Annotated in this window: 17 protein-coding genes; 10 read left to right on the forward strand and 7 right to left on the reverse strand. The window is 71.0% G+C overall.

Annotated features, from left to right (window positions below; translation table 11 throughout):
• Window positions 1-101 (forward strand): DNA translocase FtsK (locus EU555_RS37765; protein ID WP_425375177.1); only part of this gene is annotated, 101 nt, incomplete at its 5' end.
• 35 nt (window positions 102-136) lie between these two features.
• Here EU555_RS37765 and EU555_RS33240 read toward each other — a convergent pair.
• Window positions 137-1,258, reverse strand: a complete 1,122-nt coding sequence (locus EU555_RS33240) for an NADH:flavin oxidoreductase/NADH oxidase (RefSeq protein WP_135419615.1) — start codon at window positions 1,256-1,258, stop codon at window positions 137-139.
• 297 nt (window positions 1,259-1,555) lie between these two features.
• Between EU555_RS33240 and EU555_RS33245 the strand changes: the two genes are divergently transcribed.
• The 3 genes from EU555_RS33245 (at window position 1,556) to EU555_RS33255 (ending at window position 3,497) form a co-directional block, all read left to right on the forward strand.
• Window positions 1,556-1,876: a hypothetical protein gene (locus EU555_RS33245; protein ID WP_425375175.1), complete on the forward strand. Its 321-nt coding sequence runs from the start codon at window positions 1,556-1,558 to the stop codon at window positions 1,874-1,876.
• A gap of 116 nt (window positions 1,877-1,992) precedes the next feature.
• Window positions 1,993-3,036 (forward strand): hypothetical protein, encoded by a 1,044-nt coding sequence (locus EU555_RS33250; protein ID WP_135419616.1) that lies wholly within the window; start codon window positions 1,993-1,995, stop codon window positions 3,034-3,036.
• 101 nt (window positions 3,037-3,137) lie between these two features.
• A complete protein-coding gene (locus EU555_RS33255) occupies window positions 3,138-3,497 on the forward strand; it encodes an SH3 domain-containing protein (RefSeq protein ID WP_135419617.1) in 360 nt (119 codons plus the stop codon).
• A gap of 38 nt (window positions 3,498-3,535) precedes the next feature.
• Here EU555_RS33255 and EU555_RS33260 read toward each other — a convergent pair whose 3' ends face one another.
• From EU555_RS33260 to EU555_RS33270, 3 genes are all read right to left on the reverse strand, one after another.
• On the reverse strand, window positions 3,536-5,452 hold the full coding sequence (locus tag EU555_RS33260) for a propionyl-CoA synthetase (RefSeq protein ID WP_135419618.1): 1,917 nt from the start codon (window positions 5,450-5,452) through the stop codon (window positions 3,536-3,538).
• 22 nt (window positions 5,453-5,474) lie between these two features.
• Window positions 5,475-6,548, reverse strand: a complete 1,074-nt coding sequence (locus EU555_RS33265; protein ID WP_135419619.1) for a hypothetical protein — start codon at window positions 6,546-6,548, stop codon at window positions 5,475-5,477.
• Between the two features lie 141 nt (window positions 6,549-6,689).
• Complete coding sequence (locus tag EU555_RS33270; protein WP_135419620.1) at window positions 6,690-6,953, reverse strand: hypothetical protein; 264 nt, start codon at window positions 6,951-6,953, stop codon at window positions 6,690-6,692.
• Between the two features lie 242 nt (window positions 6,954-7,195).
• Between EU555_RS33270 and EU555_RS33275 the strand changes: the two genes are divergently transcribed.
• A complete protein-coding gene (locus EU555_RS33275) occupies window positions 7,196-8,827 on the forward strand; it encodes an acyl-CoA synthetase (protein WP_135419639.1) in 1,632 nt (543 codons plus the stop codon).
• Window positions 8,828-8,954: 127 nt separating this feature from the next.
• On the opposite strand, the gene EU555_RS33280 is transcribed toward EU555_RS33275, so the two are convergent.
• A complete protein-coding gene (locus EU555_RS33280) occupies window positions 8,955-9,140 on the reverse strand; it encodes a YdcH family protein (protein ID WP_048454098.1) in 186 nt (61 codons plus the stop codon).
• Window positions 9,141-9,399: 259 nt separating this feature from the next.
• Between EU555_RS33280 and EU555_RS33285 the strand changes: the two genes are divergently transcribed.
• The 4 genes from EU555_RS33285 (at window position 9,400) to EU555_RS33300 (ending at window position 12,481) form a co-directional block, all read left to right on the forward strand.
• Window positions 9,400-9,618, forward strand: coding sequence for a YdcH family protein (locus EU555_RS33285; protein ID WP_135419621.1), 219 nt, complete (start codon window positions 9,400-9,402; stop codon window positions 9,616-9,618).
• 115 nt (window positions 9,619-9,733) lie between these two features.
• A complete protein-coding gene (gene purE / locus EU555_RS33290) occupies window positions 9,734-10,231 on the forward strand; it encodes a 5-(carboxyamino)imidazole ribonucleotide mutase (protein ID WP_135419622.1) in 498 nt (165 codons plus the stop codon).
• Window positions 10,228-11,328 carry a 5-(carboxyamino)imidazole ribonucleotide synthase gene (locus EU555_RS33295; protein ID WP_135419623.1) on the forward strand — a complete coding sequence of 367 codons (1,101 nt, stop codon included), beginning with the start codon at window positions 10,228-10,230 and terminating at the stop codon, window positions 11,326-11,328. The genes purE and EU555_RS33295 overlap by 4 nt, the downstream gene beginning before the upstream one ends.
• A 271-nt stretch (window positions 11,329-11,599) precedes the next feature.
• A complete protein-coding gene (locus EU555_RS33300; RefSeq protein ID WP_135419624.1) occupies window positions 11,600-12,481 on the forward strand; it encodes a tetratricopeptide repeat protein in 882 nt (293 codons plus the stop codon).
• 427 nt (window positions 12,482-12,908) lie between these two features.
• Here the strand turns inward: EU555_RS33300 and EU555_RS33305 are convergent, their stop codons facing one another.
• Window positions 12,909-13,355 (reverse strand): GNAT family N-acetyltransferase, encoded by a 447-nt coding sequence (locus EU555_RS33305; protein ID WP_135419625.1) that lies wholly within the window; start codon window positions 13,353-13,355, stop codon window positions 12,909-12,911.
• 274 nt (window positions 13,356-13,629) lie between these two features.
• Window positions 13,630-13,923: a hypothetical protein gene (locus tag EU555_RS33310; RefSeq protein WP_135419626.1), complete on the reverse strand. Its 294-nt coding sequence runs from the start codon at window positions 13,921-13,923 to the stop codon at window positions 13,630-13,632.
• A gap of 206 nt (window positions 13,924-14,129) precedes the next feature.
• On the opposite strand from EU555_RS33310, the gene EU555_RS33315 reads away from it, so the two are divergent.
• The gene (locus EU555_RS33315) at window positions 14,130-15,662 is read left to right on the forward strand and encodes a phytoene desaturase family protein (protein WP_425375176.1); all 1,533 of its coding nucleotides are present in this window, start codon (window positions 14,130-14,132) and stop codon (window positions 15,660-15,662) included.
• Window positions 15,663-15,714 lie beyond the last annotated feature (52 nt).

Genomic DNA, 15,714 nt, shown 5'->3' on the forward strand with positions numbered 1-15,714 from the left:
CGGCCTCGCTGATGGAGCGGATGGAGCGCGAGGGCATCGTCGGCCCCGCCAACCACGCCGGCAAGCGCGAGATCCTGCTGGAGGACGGGCAGGAGAGCTGAGGGCGAGGCGGCTGAACCGTCCCGCCCTCCGGGCTTCAGCGCTGGCCGAAGCTCGCTTCCTTGAACAGGTCCTTGAGATGGTGCGGCTGCGAGCGCCAGTACTGCTTGGGCGCGCGGACCCGGGCCCCCAGTTCGGCCGCGGCGTGCCAGGGCCAGCGGGGATCGTACAGCATGGCGCGGGCGAGCGAGACCGCGTCCGCCTTGCCCTCGACCAGGATCGTCTCGGCCTGGCGCGGCTCGGTGATGAGCCCGACCGCGATGGTGACGAGGTCGGTCGCCGCCCGCACCCGCTCGGCGAAGGGCACCTGGTAGCCCGGCCCGACGGCGATCTTCTGCCGGGGCGAGACGCCCCCGGTCGAGACGTGGATGGCCGCGGCACCCCGCGCCTTCAGGGCCTCCGCGAAGGCGATGGTCTGCTCGACCTCCCAGCCGTGCTCGACCCAGTCCGTCGCCGAGACCCGGGCCCAGACCGGCTGGCCTGCGGGAAACACCTCCCGCACCGCCTCGAACACCTCGAGGGGGAAGCGCATCCGGTTCTCGAGGCTGCCGCCATAGGCGTCCGTGCGCTGGTTGGCGAGCGGCGACAGGAACTGGTGCAGCAGGTAGCCGTGCGCCGCGTGGATCTCGGCCGCCTCGATGCCGAGGCGCACCGCCCGCCGGGCGGTGTCGACGAAATTCTGGCGGATCCGCTTCAGGTCCTCGCGGTCGAGGGCCCGGGGCGCCACCTCGCCGTCGGCATGAGGCAGCGCGGACGGCGCCTCGGTGAGCCAGCCGCGGGGTGAATCGGGCGCCACCTGATGCCCGCCGCGCCACGGCGGCTCGCTCGACGCCTTGCGGCCGGCATGGGCGATCTGGATGCAGACCGGCACCGGGGCGTAGTCGCGCACCGCGTCGAGGACGCGGGCGAGCGCCCGCTCGGTCCCGTCGTCCCACAGGCCGAGATCACTGTGCGTGATCCGCGCCTCCGGCGACACGGCGGTTGCCTCCAGCGTCAGGAGCCCGGCGCCCGACATGGCGAGCTGGCCGAGATGCATCATGTGCCAGTCGGACGCCTCGCCGTCGCGGGCCGAGTACTGGCACATCGGCGCGACGATGATGCGGTTCTCCAGCGCGAGGCCGTCGAGGCGCAGGGGCTGGAACAGCAGGGGTGAGCTCATGCGGGGGGACTCCGGTGCAGGATCGCCGCAATGTGGCGCCGCGCCGCGGATCCGGCCAGCGCCGGCAGCGCAGGGCGCCCGCGCGTGTCCGGCGACGCGCGGCGTGCGCCGGCGCACCGCCGGGATCCTCGCCCAATGAAACGGATGTTGTTTCGGCGCGGCTCCGGGCCGGCCGACATCGTCCGCGTATTTTCCGGCAATTCGAGTCAATTTTAGCGAGACCCGCAGGCGCGTCTTCAAGGGGCGGGCGTCACGATGTGCCGATCACCTGGCGCACGAAAATCCCGGTAGAGAGACATGTCCGTTCGCATCTCGTTCGATGCTTCCGCCCTCCGCAGGCTCGCGCTCGCGACGGTCGCGGCGCTGCCGCTGGCCGGCATGCAGGCGCCGGCGCAGGCCCGCGACGGCGGTGCCCTCGCGGCCGGCATCATCGGCGGCCTCGCGCTCGGCGGGCTCGCCGCGGCTGCGGCGTCGCAACCGCACTACGCCTATCCTGCCCCGGCCTACGGTTATCGCCCGGTCTACTACGCTCCGCCCCGGGATTGCTGGATCCAGCGGCGTCGGGCGCGAGACGAGTTCGGCAACGTCTACTACCGTCGCATGCGCGTCTGCGGCTGAGCGCGCTCCGGCCGTTCCCCCAACCCGCGGATTCGGAGCGATCGGCGCGACACCCGCGTCCGCGACGGCCCGGCATCCGCGTCGTCGAACCCCGTACGAAGCGAGAGATCCGTCACATGACGAGGCTCATGGTCCGGGGCGCCACGGCGCTCGTCGCGATGCTGCTCGGCGCGAGCGCGGCCCAGGCGGCCGCGGCACCGCGTTTCGCCGATTTCCGTGTTCGCGCGATCTATGCCGGCCCGACGCCGCCGCCCGTCCTCGATACGGCCGACAAGCGCCTGTATCGCACCCGCCTCATCGACGCGGCGCGCACCGGCAAGCCCAACTTCGCCGGCGAGTTCATCCTGACCACCTGGGGCTGCGGCACCTCCTGCGAGACGGTCGCGGTGATCAGCGCCCGAACGGGCGAGGTGTTCTACCCGCCGTTCCGGGCCATGGGCGGGGAGACGCTGCAGGAGGCGGCCGGGGAGGCGCCATCCGTGCGGATCGAGACGCGGGTCGACAGCCGCCTCCTGGTCCTGAAGGGCAGGCGTCACGACGACGAGACGGCCGATGCCCGGCACTACTACACGTTCGACGGCCGCACCTTCGCGCACGTCGTGAGCGTGCCGGGCGCGGGCAGGCCGGCCGCGCGCGACGTCGGCGGCGCACGGCCGATGCCGGCGAGCCTGTCCGGGAGGGGATCCCGGATCGAGGATCTGGCTCGGGGGTACACGTGGACGACGTCGTCCGACACGGTCGAAGGCGTGATCAAGCTCGGTCTCCAGCCCCGCGACCGGGCCAGCCGCATGATGAGCTACGAGCGCGTCTTCGTGACCTGCGATCGGACGCGCCGGCTCGCGGTCTCGGTCTGGCCCGTGGCGTCGGCCGGGCCGGCGCGAGCCCGAACCGCACCGCTGACCATCACCGCCGATGCGGCACGGCACAGATCCGACAGCCAGACCCTCGCCTACAACGAGATGGACGAGGCGTGGGGGATCGATGCCACGCTCCACGGTCTCGGGCTGGTGCAGGACATGGTCGCTTCGGACACCCTGCGGCTCGAGGCTCAGGACGTCGCCCTGATCCTGCCGCGCCCGAACGCGGCCGTCGCGCGCTTCCTCTCGCAATGCGAGGCCCTGTCGCGGCAGGGCGGCCCGTTCCGGCCCCGATCGATCTGAGCGACTCCTCGGCCTCGTCACGGACCGCGCGCCGAAATGAATCGCGGCGCCGGGCCGATGCCGCTGCGACCGCATCATCCCGGACGTCACGGAGACGATCGATGGCCTCTCCCCTCTCCCATCGGGTGATCGCTTCCGCGGTCATGGTTCTCGGCTGCGCGGCGCCCGCCCGGGCCACGATCGACAGTTGCGCGGAGGTGCGGCGCACCCCGGACGGCTTCCTCAACCTGCGCATCGGCCCCGGTGCCGGGTTCGAGGCGGTGCTGAAGCTTTTTCCGGGCGACCAGCTCTGGGTCGACACGGCGACCTGCGAGACGCGCCGGGGCATCGCCGCCTGCGATCCCACCGGCACGTGGTGGCACGTGGTCTCGGTGCGGCGGCTCGATGCGGGGACCAAGTCCTACACGCGCGGATGGGCGCACAGGCGGTTCCTGGCACCGACGCCCTGCCCCGGCGACTGAGCGCGTCGGCCGGCGGCCTCCCGCTCCTGGCGCAGCGTTCAGGCCGCTCCCAGCCCCCGCTCCCGCAGCGCCCCGCCGATCTCCTCCAGCACCGATGGGTCTTCGATCGTCGGCGGCATGGTCCAGGTCTCGCCGTCGGCGATCTTCTTCATCGTGCCGCGCAGGATTTTTCCGGAGCGGGTCTTGGGCAGGCGCCCGACCGTGAGCGCGATGCGGAAGGCCGCGACGGGCCCGATGCGCTCGCGCACCAGGGCCACGAGGTCGCGCTCGATGACGTCCGGCGCCCGGTCGACGCCGGCCTTCAGCACGACGAAGCCGCAGGGCACCTCGCCCTTGAGGCTGTCGCGGATGCCGATCACCGCGCATTCGGCGACGTCCGGGTGCGAGGCCAGCACCTCCTCCATGCCGCCGGTCGAGAGGCGGTGGCCGGCGACGTTGATGATGTCGTCGGTGCGGCCCATCACCGAGACGTAGCCGTCCTCATCGAGGAAGCCGGCATCCGAGGTGTTGTAGTAGCCCGGATAGGCCGCGAGGTAGCTCTCGCGGAACCGCTCGTCCTGCTGCCACAGGGTCGGCAGGGCGCCGGGGGGCAGCGGCAGCCTGATGGCGATCGTCCCCATGGTGTTGGCCGGCACCGGCTTGCCGGCTTCGTCGAGCACCTGCACGTCCCAGCCCGGCATCGGCACCGTCGGGCTGCCGTGCTTGACCGGGAGCGCCCCGAGCCCGACCGGATTGGCGGCGATCGGCCAGCCGGTCTCGGTCTGCCACCAATGGTCGATGACCGGCACCCCCAGGATCCGCTCGGCCCAGGCGACGGTGTCGGGATCGGCCCGCTCGCCGGCGAGGAAGAGGGTGCGGAAACGCGAGAGGTCGTGGCCCCGCATCAGCCGGGCCTCCGGGTCCTCCTTCTTCACCGCCCGGAGCGCCGTCGGCGCGGTGAACAGGGCCACCGCCCCGGTCTCGGCGATGACGCGCCAGAACGCGCCGGCATCCGGCGTGCCGACCGGCTTGCCCTCGTAGAGCACCGTGGTGCAGCCGTGCAGGAGCGGCCCGTAGACGATGTAGGAGTGTCCCACCACCCAGCCGACGTCGGAGGCGCACCAGTAGGTCTCCCCGGGGGCGACGCCGTAGAGGTTCGGCATCGACCAGGCCAGCGCCACGAGGTAGCCGCCGGTGTCGCGCACCACGCCCTTCGGGCGGCCGGTCGTGCCGGAGGTGTAGAGGATGTAGAGCGGGTCGGTGGCGGCGACCGGCACGCAGGGCGCCGCGCGGCCCGCCTGCTTCACCGCCGCCACGGCTTGCGCCCAGTCGCGGTCGCGCCCCTCGACCAGGGTGGCGGGCCCTTGCGGGCGCTGCAGGATCACGCAGGCCTCGGGCTTGTGGGCGGAGAGGCGGCAGGCCTCGTCGAGCAGCGGCTTGTAGGCGACGATCCGCCCCGGCTCGATGCCGCAGGAGGCGGCGAGCACGACCTTCGGCGCGGCGTCCTCGATGCGGGCGGCGAGCTCCCGGGCGGCGAAGCCCCCGAACACCACGGAATGCACGGCGCCGATCCGGGCGCAGGCCAGCATACCGAACAGGGCCTCCGGCACCATCGGCATGTAGAGCACCACCCGGTCGCCGCGCGCGACACCGAGATCCTGCAGCAGGGCGGCGAGCGCCGCGACCTCGTCCTTGAGCTCGGCGTAGGTGATGCGGCGCCGGGTGCCGGTGACCGGCGATTCGTACAGGATCGCCGCCTGCTCCGCCCGTCCGGCCGCGACGTGGCGGTCGACGGCGTTGTGGCAGGCATTGACCGCGGCGCCTACGAACCAGCGGCCGTAGGGTCCGTCCTCCGGCGAAAACACCCGGGCGGCGGGCGTCACCCAGTCGATCGCCCCGGCAGCCTCGGCCCAGAACGCCTCCGGGTCGCGCTGCCAGGCGGCGTAGATGTCCCGGTAGCGGCTCGTGCCCGGCATGGCGTTCCTCCTGATCCGCCGGTCACCGGCGCTTGGAGGGATCTTCCCGGACTCCGCGGCGGCGGGCAAGAGACTGCCACAGCATGCGGCGGAACGGCGTCGGCGCCCTCCCCGCCTGCGGCGATGGCGGATCGGCCGGCCCCGGTCCCGCTGCGGGCCCGGGCGGCGTCCCGGTCCGAAGGCCGTCCATCGCCAGCTTGACCGCCGAGTAACCGACCAGATCGACCAGCCAGCGACCGAGGATCAGGGCCTTCAGCGGCGCGTGGATGGTCTCCTGGCTGAGGTCGGCGATGCGGATGCGCAGGTCCGCGGGCCCGGTGGCCGAGACCGGCCGGCCGAGGCTGATGCAGGCCTCCGCCAGTTGCTGCGCCTGGCCGAAATCGAAGCCCTGCATCAAGGTGGCGAGGGACCCGACCTGCTGATCGCCGGCAAGGGGATCGGCGCCGATATGGGGGCTGAGATCCCTCACGCCCTGCGCCAGCACGCCGGCACCGACGGCGTTCATGAGCAGCAGGCCGAGATTGTAGGCGCTGATCTCCGGCGGAAGCCCGGCCGCCGCCAGGTCCTTCACCTGCGCGCCGATGTCCTGCTGCTCCTGCGACGGCACGTTCTGCATGAGCGCAAAGCAGTAGACCGGCAAGGCGACCTTCGCGCGCTCGAACGAGACGTCCTTCATGATCGCCTTGACGGTGTTACCCCGCGGCAGCGCGACGCTCCTGTCGATCGCGCGGTCGGATGCGAAGAGCAGCGTGTCGAGCAGGAACGACGGCCCGATGCCGAGCTCCCCGTCCGCCGTCTTGATCCGGAACAGCGACGAGCGGAACAGCGTCATCGCGCCGAAGCCGGCGGACAGGATCAGGGAGAGCTTCTGCAGGTGGGGCTTGCCGTTCAGGTCCGAGAAGAGCCAGTCCGGCTCGATCATCCGGAGGCAGGCCAGCATCGTCAGGCAGGCGAGGACGTTGACCGTGATGTAGAGCAGCGCCGGCGCGCTCAGGAGCGCCCGCCGGGGATCACCCTTGTAGCGGGCCACGATCTCGACGGTGCCGATCAGGAGGCCGATCAGACCGACCCAGACGGCCGCCGGCGGGTCGAGCAACGCTCCGACCGCTGCGAGACATCGATCCCAGACCACGGCGTGCTTCCCTGCCTCTGACGCAGGGACATGTTAGACTTGCCTTGAACGGCGTCCACGAACCTCAAGTTGCGGCACTACGGTGATCCGATGGGACGGCCCGCGTCAGAGCGCCTTCCGCCCGAGGGTGGTCAGGGCATAGGCCTTGTCGTCCTGCTTCGCGGTCGGGGCGAGGAGCCCGGTCTCGACGCCGCTCTGCAGGGTTTGCGCGAGCATGTCCATGGACAGACCCGTCCGCTGCGCGAGATCGACGATCGTCGCGGGCTCGCCGCGCCCGATGCTCTTCACCACGGTCGAGAGGGCATCGACGCGGGGCCCGGCATAGCTCGCCCGCGCCGAGCCGTAGCTCTGCCTGCCGGGTTCCTGCATGACCCTGAGGAAGGATCCGAAGAGATCGCCGGAAGATCTGCCTGACACGATCGCTGCCCCCGTCAAACCGAGTTCGCCGACACGAAGACGTAATTCGCCGGGGCTCCGTCAGCAAGGCGAGTGCAGGCCGTCCCGGGGAGAGCCTTCCGCCTTTTTTCGCCTCGGCGCTGTCCCGCAACGATGGCACAGTCGGGCCGGATTCCGCTACGCCTGCCTCGGGAGGAGCCGCCATGACCGAGACGATCACGACCACGACGATCTACGACCACGGCCTCGACCGGAACCCGGCCAACCATCAGCCGCTCACGCCGCTCACCTTCCTGGAGCGGGCGGCCACGGTCTTCCCGGACCGGACAGCCGTGATCCACGGCGGCCTGAGGCGCAGCTACCGCGAGCTCTACGCCCGCTGCCGGCGCTTCGCCTCGGCGCTCGAGGCCCGCGGCATCGGGCGGGGCGACACGGTGGCGGTGATGCTCGCCAACACCCCCGCGATGATCGAGTGCCATTACGGCGTGCCGATGGCCGGCGCCGTGCTCAACACCCTCAACACCCGCCTCGACCCGGCGATCCTCGCCTTCTGCCTCGACCACGGCGAAGCCAAGGTGCTGATCACCGACCGGGAATTTGCCCGCACCATGGGCCCGGCCCTCGCGAAGGCCGGCGTGAAGCCCCTCGTGATCGATTACGACGACCCGGACTACGACGGCCCGGGCGAGCGCCTCGGCACGATCGAGTACGAGGATTTCCTCGCCGCCGGCGATCCCGACCACGCCTGGGCGATGCCGGGCGACGAGTGGGACGCCATCACCCTCAACTACACCTCGGGCACCACCGGCGACCCGAAGGGCGTGGTCTACCACCACCGCGGCGCCTCGCTCTTGGCCGTCGGCAACGTGGTGGCGGGCAATCTCGGCCGCCACCCGGTCTATCTCTGGACCCTGCCGATGTTCCACTGCAACGGCTGGTGCTTCCCCTGGACCCTGTCGGTGGTGGCGGGCACGCATGTCTGCCTGCGGCAGGTGCGGGCTGGTGCGATGTACGACGCGATCGCCGATCACGGGGTGACGCATCTGTGCGGCGCACCGATCGTGATGTCGCTCCTCATCAACGCTCCGGCGGCGGAGCGGCGCGACCTGCCGCGCCGGGTCGCCTTCCTGACCGCGGCGGCGCCGCCGCCGGAGGCGGTGCTCGCCGGGATGGCGGAGGCCGGTTTCGACGTCACCCACGTCTACGGCCTGACCGAGACCTACGGCCCGGCGGTGGTGAACGAGTGGCACGCCGACTGGGACGCCCTGGGCAAGGACGAGCAGGCCGCCCGCAAGGCGCGCCAGGGCGTGCGCTACCCGCCGCTCGAGGCCCTCGACGTGCTCGACCCCGAGACGATGCAGCCGGTGCCGGCGGACGGCGAGACCCTGGGCGAGGTGATGTTCCGCGGCAACGTGGTGATGCGCGGCTACCTGAAGAACCCGACGGCCACCGAGGCCGCGTTCCGGGGCGGCTGGTTCCATTCGGGCGATCTCGGGGTGAAGCACCCGGACGGCTACATCCAGCTCAAGGACCGCTCGAAGGACATCATCATCTCAGGGGGCGAGAACATCTCGTCGATCGAGGTCGAGGAGGCCCTGTTCAAGCACCCGGCCGTGGCCGCCGCCGCGGTGGTGGCCAAGCCCGACGAGAAATGGGGCGAGACGCCGTGCGCCTTCGTGGAGCTGAAACCGTCCGAGATGGTCTCGGCCGAGGAGTTGATCGGCTGGTGCCGCCAGTCGCTCGCCGGCTTCAAGGTGCCCAAGCACGTGGTCTTCACGGAACTGCCGAAGACCTCGACCGGCAAGGTACAGAAATTCGTGCTGCGGGAGATGGCGAAGTCGCTCTGACGGCACCGCCTCGACCGATGGGCCGGGTGCCTCCCGCCGGGAGCCCCGCCCGCTCCTCCGTCATGCCTTTAGGTCGGGAGCCGCCGCGTCGAACGCAGGCGCGGCGGCATACGGATGATCTGCTGGGCTAATGCATCACTCGGGTGGAAGTCGTCCGCAGACGACTGATCTCATCCTTCAGGTGAAGCTTGCGACGCTTCAGCTCGACAATTCGCAAGTCGTCGGTGGAGAGGTGGGTGATTGCGTCCTGGATCTCGCGCTCCAACGCTTCGTGCTTACGCTCGAGCTCGGAGAGATGCGTGTTCAGCGACATCAGCCAATGCCTCCTGTCATGTAAGTGACACAGGCAGCCTGCCACAGGCCGCGGCCGATGTCGAAGGCAATCGATGCTGCACCTGCGTAATGACCGCCGGGCCGGCGGCGCTGCGCGAGCCCGCCGCACAGGGCTGCACAGGCCCGCCGCGCAGGTCTGCGCGCCTCACCGCGCGGGGCTGCACAACCCCTGCGGTGCCCTTGCCGGAGGCCGGGCCCTGGTTCATGCTTCGAGGCATACCTCCAGGGCTGGGGCGGCGATGGCGTTCGAGTTGAGTGCGGAATCGGCGGCGGAGTACGAGACCGAGCTGGCGCGGCTCCGGGAGGAGCATCGCGACCTCGACGACGCGATCGAGGCCCTGGCCGGGGTCATGGCCGGCGACCGCCTGCAGCTCCAGCGCCTCAAGAAGCGCAAGCTCGCCCTGCGCGACCGCATCTCCTTCCTGGAGGACCAGCTGACCCCGGACATCATCGCCTGACGGAGGGGTCCGGCGTCTTGCGGGAGCGCGGGCGCGCGGCTACTGCGGGAAACGACCGGTCGCGGCCCCCCTCGCGCGGGAACGCGGCGCTTTTTGCGAGAGGATGCGCTTGACGATGGCGGCATCGCCCCCCGTCGCGGTGATCATGGGCAGCCAGTCGGACTGGGCCACGATGCGCCACGCGGCCGAGACCCTCGAGGCGCTCGGGATCCCGTACGAGGCCCGCATCGTCTCGGCCCACCGCACCCCGGACCGCCTGGTCGCCTTCGCCAAGGGCGCGAAGGCCGCGGGCTTCCGGGTGGTGATCGCGGGCGCCGGCGGCGCCGCCCACCTGCCCGGCATGGCGGCCGCGATGACGCCGCTCCCGGTCTTCGGCGTGCCGGTCGAATCGAAGGCCCTGTCGGGCCAGGACAGCCTCCTGTCGATCGTGCAGATGCCGGCCGGCATCCCGGTGGGCACGCTCGCCATCGGCCGGGCCGGCGCCGTCAACGCGGCGCTGCTGGCCGCCGCCGTGCTGGCGCTCGCCGACGAGGCCCTGGCCGAGCGGCTCGACGCCTGGCGGGCCCGGCAGAGCGCGGCGGTGGCCGAGCACCCGGACACGAGCGCCCCGTGAGCACGCCCCTCATCGCGCCCGGCGCGACCATCGGTATCATCGGCGGCGGCCAGCTCGGCCGCATGATCGCGGTCGCGGCGGCGCAGTACGGGCTCAAGGCCCATATCTACTGTCCCGATCCCGACAGCCCCGCCTTCGAGGTGGCGGGGCGGCGCACCGTCGCGCCTTACGACGACGTCGCCGCGCTCCAGGCCTTCGCCGACAGCGTCGACGTGGTGACCTACGAGTTCGAGAACATCCCGCGCGCCACCGCCGAGATCCTGGCGGCGCGCCGGCCGCTGCATCCGAGCGCCGCGGCGCTGGCGACGACGCAGGACCGGCTGACGGAGAAGAGCTTCGTCGCCGGGCTCGGCATCCCGGTGGCGCCGTTCCGGGCGGTGGACGACGCGGCCGGCCTCGGCGAGGCGGTGCGGGAGATCGGCCTGCCGGCGGTGCTGAAGACCCGGCGCTTCGGCTACGACGGCAAGGGCCAGGTGATGCTGCGGGACGCGCTCCCCGACCCCGCCGCCGTGATGGCCTCCCTGCGCGACCAGCCCTGCATCCTCGAGGGCTTCGTGCCTTTCGAGGCGGAGGTCTCGGTGGTGGCCGCCCGCACGGCGGATGGCGGCTTCTCGGCCTACGATCCGTGCGCCAACGAGCATCGCCACCACATCCTGGCCCGCACGATCGTGCCGGCCCCCGGCATGGCGCCCGAGACCGCGGCCGAGGCGGTGGCGGTGGCCCGGACCATCGCGGACGCGCTCGGCTATGTCGGCGTGCTGGCGGTGGAGATGTTCCTGGTGCGGCGCCCGGACGGCGGCGCCGGCGTGGTGGTCAACGAGATCGCCCCGCGGGTGCACAATTCCGGCCACTGGACCATCGAGGGCGCCGAGACCTCGCAATTCGCCCAGCACGTCCGGGCGATCTGCGGCTGGCCCCTCGGCAGTCCGGCGCTCACCGGCCCTTCGGTCGAGATGCTGAACCTCATCGGCGACCAGGCCGACGACTGGACCCGGATCCTGGCCGAGCCGGGCCGCCACCTCCACCTCTACGGCAAGGGCGAGGCCCGTCCCGGCCGCAAGATGGGCCACGTCACCCGCGTGCGGAACGGCTCCTGAGCCCCGAAGGCGCGGCCCTGCGGCTGCCGAAGGTGAGGCCTCGCGGCCACACTCCCGGCGCGCGCCGCCCTCTCCAGCCCCCGGGGCTTCCCCAGGTCACACCTTCGCCACATCGGCCCGCACAAGCCTGGAGCGCGCTCAGCCTTTAAGCCGGCGTTCACCCCGATCCGGAATGGTCGTCCGGCACCGGGACCGCGGGTGAGGCGGGGCGCGCGTGCGGATTGCGAGGTGCGCGGCGCGACGAGGATGCGCCGCCCCGGGGGAGCGGGCGATGAACAACGGGATCGGCTTGAGCCGCGTGACACCGGCGGCCCGGGTGCTGGGAGCGACCGTGCTGACCGCGCTCGCGCTCGCCGGCTGCGACACCGTCAGCCGCGCGACGGCGACACGGCAATTCGCCGTGCTCGAGACCGACAAGTCCGGTGCGACCGAGGTCAACATCGCCTCTCTGTCGGACGTGATCCAGCGCAACCCGGGCGACGCGGCGGCCTACAACACCCGCGGCGCGGCCTATGCCCGTGCGGGCAACTACGACTCGGCGATCGCCGACTTCACCAAGGCGATCCAGCTCGACCCGAACTCGGCCTCGGCCTACGGCAACCGGGCGCTGGCCTATCGCCAGTCGGGCCGCAACGACGCGGCGCTCCAGGACTTCTCCAAGGCGATCAACGCCGACCCGAACTACACCGCCGCCTATATCGGGCGCGCCAACCTGCAGCGGGCGCAGGGCAACTTCGACGCCGCGTATGGCGACCTCAGCCAGGCGATCCGCCTGACGCCGGAATCGGCGGAGGCCTATCACGCCCGCGGCCTCGTGCGGCAGGCGCAGGGCCAGCACCGGGCGGCGATCGGCGACTTCGACGCCGCCATCGACCGCAACCCGTTCGTGGCGGCGCCCTACGCCGCCCGCGGCCAGAGCCTGATCGCGACGAATCAGTACGACAAGGCGATCGAGGACTACAACGCGGCCCTCAACGTCAACAACAAGGACGCGGATTCCTGGGCCTACCGCGGCCTCGCCTACGAGAAGTCGAACCGCCGCCAGGAAGCGCTGGAGAGCTACCAGCGCGCCGTCGCCATCGACCAAGCCAACCCGATCGCCAAGCAGGGCCTGGGCCGGATGCAGGGCGGGATGGCGTCGTTGTTCCGGTAGGAGCAATCCTCGTAGAACGAGAGAAAAGCCCCCTTCTGTCAAGTCGGGGGCTTTTTGCTTTGGTATTCCGACAACCTAAAATAACCTCCATTCACCGGATTTGCGTGATTGAAACTGCCATTTTTGAGATTTACGTGAGGTGGTTTTCAGCAAATGGCATGTTGCTGTAATTGGCCAGGCTTCTGAGAACTGATTGCTTCTACGAAGCCGTCATAGATTGCGATCGAGAAGCATTGTTGGAAGCGCCGGATTGCATGGCGATAACAGGGAGCGCCGAGATCCATCGGCGTCAGGAAGCATGGATCGATATTTTAAATATTTGCAAGGTCGATATAGGCACCAATCAATTATTATACGCAGAAAGCAACTGATGGCGGCCAAACAGATGCTTGCTTGAGGCGAAACGAAGCGAAGCAGGCATAACCATTCAAAACACCTTCCGGTACTGAATGAACCCCGGCCGGTCCGCCAGCGTGTCGTACAAGGCCCGCGCCGTGACGTTGGCCTCCTGGGTCAGCCAGTACACCCGGCTCGCGCCCGCGCCTTGCGCCGCCGCATAGACCGCCTCGATCAGCGCCCGGCCCACGCCCTGCCCGCGCGCCGCCGGCGCGGTGAACAGGTCCTGGAGGTAGCAATAGGGGCCGGCGGTCCAGGTCGAGCGGTGGAAGAGATAGTGGACGAGGCCGGTGACGGCGCCGTCCTGCTCGGCCACGAGGGCGTGCATCGGCTCGGCGGGGTCGTGCAGGCGGGTCCAGGTGAGGTCGATGACCTCGGGAGCGAGCGTGGCGCCGTAGAAGGCGAGGTATCCCTGCCAGAGCGGGTCCCAGGCCGCGCGCTCGTCGGGCCGAAGCGGGCGAATCGTGGGGATCGTCATCCGGCGCGAATCCTTTCGGCGAGCCTGCAGGGTCGCGGGGAATGCCGGCGGGATCAAGGGGCCGCGGCCGGCCTCCCAGGGCCATCGCGTCAGGCCCGGACCGGTTCGAGCGGCGCGCGGCGCAGGATCGTGGTTGCGTTGGGGCCTGGCGACCGCGGAACGCTCGCCGGTCTCTACCCGGACGACCTCGAAGCCCTTTCCCGACACACGCCCGCACACCCAGCAAAAAGCTGAGGCCATTCGCGGCCGGTCTTCCGTCGCGGCCCGCCCCGAGTCAGGGCCGCGCGAACGGGACGTCCGGGGTCGCGGCGGGCGAACCCGGGGGCAGCGGACTCTCGTCGCCGATCACGCTGGTGGTGCCGCCGGGCGGGCCGTCGAAGCCGACGACGCCCATCGGGTTGCTCGGCGTGACGGTCGGGTTCGGCCGCACGGCCCGGACGCTGCCGGTCGCCGGCGGATCGAGCGGTGTGGCGCGCGGGCTCACGGTCATGTCGAGGGCACCTTGCGCGAAAGCCGGGCCGGCGAGCGCCAGCCCGAGGAGGCCGGCGAGGGCGAGGGTCGCTTTCACGGCGGAATGTCTCCTTGATGGTGGGATGTCCCCTGACGGCAGCGGCGCCGCGTTCCGCCGGTCAACCCGTCGGGGACTCTGCCGGCTCCCTGACGACGAGGAATGCCCCCGGCGCGGCAACGTGCACCGCCCCTTCCGCGTTGACCCGCCCTGGCCTGAGCCTAGCTTGTCCGGAACGGGCGTGTCGCCCGCTCGGGAGAGGCGTGATGGCGGGGTCCTCGGTCGCGGTGGTCGGCGGCGGGTTGGGCGGTCTGGCGGCGGCCTGCGTGGCCGCGGCGCGGGGGCACGACGTCACGCTCTACGACAAGAACGCCTGGATCGGCGGCAAGGCCGCGGTGCTGCACGAGGGCGGCTTCCGCTTCGACATGGGGCCGACCATCCTGACGGTGCCCCGCGTCCTCGAGCGCATCTTCGCCGAATCCGGTCGCTCGGTGCACGACTACATGGACCTGCGCCGCCTCGACCCGCAATGGCGCTGCTTCTTCGACGACGGCAGCCGCATCGACCTGATGGAGAACGTCAAGGCGATGGCGGCCGAGATGGACCGCTTCGCCCCCGGCCAGGGCGCCGGCGAGGGCTACCAGCGCTTCATCGCCCTGTCCGAGCACCTGCACGGCGTCTCGGAGCGCTTCTTCTTCTGGAAGCCGGTCCAGGACCTGTTCGACACCATCAACATCCGCGCCAACCTCAATCCCGGTACCTTGCGCGACGTGCTGTCGCTGCGCATGCACGCCTCGGTCGCCGGCACCATCCGGGGCAAGGTGCGGGACGCGCGCCTCGCCCAGATGCTCGACCACTTCGTGCAATATGTCGGCTCCTCGCCCTACGGCGCGCCGGCGGTGCTCTGCGCCATCGCCCACATGCAGACCGCCGACGGCGTCTGGTACCCGATGGGCGGCACCCGCGCCGTGGCCGAGGGGCTGATGAAGCTCGCCGGCGATCTCGGGGCGACGCTCAAGGCCGACAGCGAGGTCGAGGGCGTCGCGATCGAGAACGGCGCCGTGAAGGGCGTGCGGGTCGGCGGCACGGTGGTGCCGTACGACAAGGTGATCTCGAACATGGACGCGGTGCGCACCTATCGCGAGCTCGTCGGCGGCGAGGTCGGGCGGGCTTACGAGAAGCGCAGCTTCGAGCCGGCCTGCTCGGGCGTGGTGCTCTATCTCGGGCTCAACAAGCGCTACGACCACCTCGCCCATCACGACTTCGTCTTTTCGCGCGACCCCGAGGAGGAGTTCGACGCGATCTACCGCAAGGGCGAGCCGGCCCCGGACCCGACCGCCTACCTCGCGGCGCCGAGCAGCACCGACCCGTCGGTGGCCCCCGAGGGCGGCGAGGCGCTCTACGTCCTGGTCCACACGCCCTATCTTCGCCCGCACCACGACTGGTCGCAGATGCTGCCGGCCTACCGGCAGAAGATCCTCGACAAGCTGAAGCGCACCGCCGGCATGCCCGACATCGAGGAGCGCATCGTGGTCGAGCGCCACCTGACGCCTGCGGACATCCATTCCCGCTACAAGGTGCTGAACGGCGCGATCTACGGCCTGGCCTCACACGGGCGGATCATGGGGGCGTTCAAGCCCGGCAACCGCTCGCGGGAGGTGCGCGGCCTCTACCTCGCCGGCGGCGCCGCCCATCCGGGGCCCGGCATGCCGATGGTGATGATGTCGGGCTGGATCGCCGCGGACGCCCTCGACCAGGACGCGAGCGGCACCGCCGAGGATCTGAAGGCGGCCTCGTGAGGGAGCGGGCAAGTCCGCGCGAGCGGGTAGGCCCGCGCGGGCGGGCTGCCCT

The sequence above is a fragment of the Methylobacterium nonmethylotrophicum genome (assembly GCF_004745635.1).
Taxonomy (GTDB): Bacteria; Pseudomonadota; Alphaproteobacteria; order Rhizobiales; family Beijerinckiaceae; genus Methylobacterium; species Methylobacterium nonmethylotrophicum.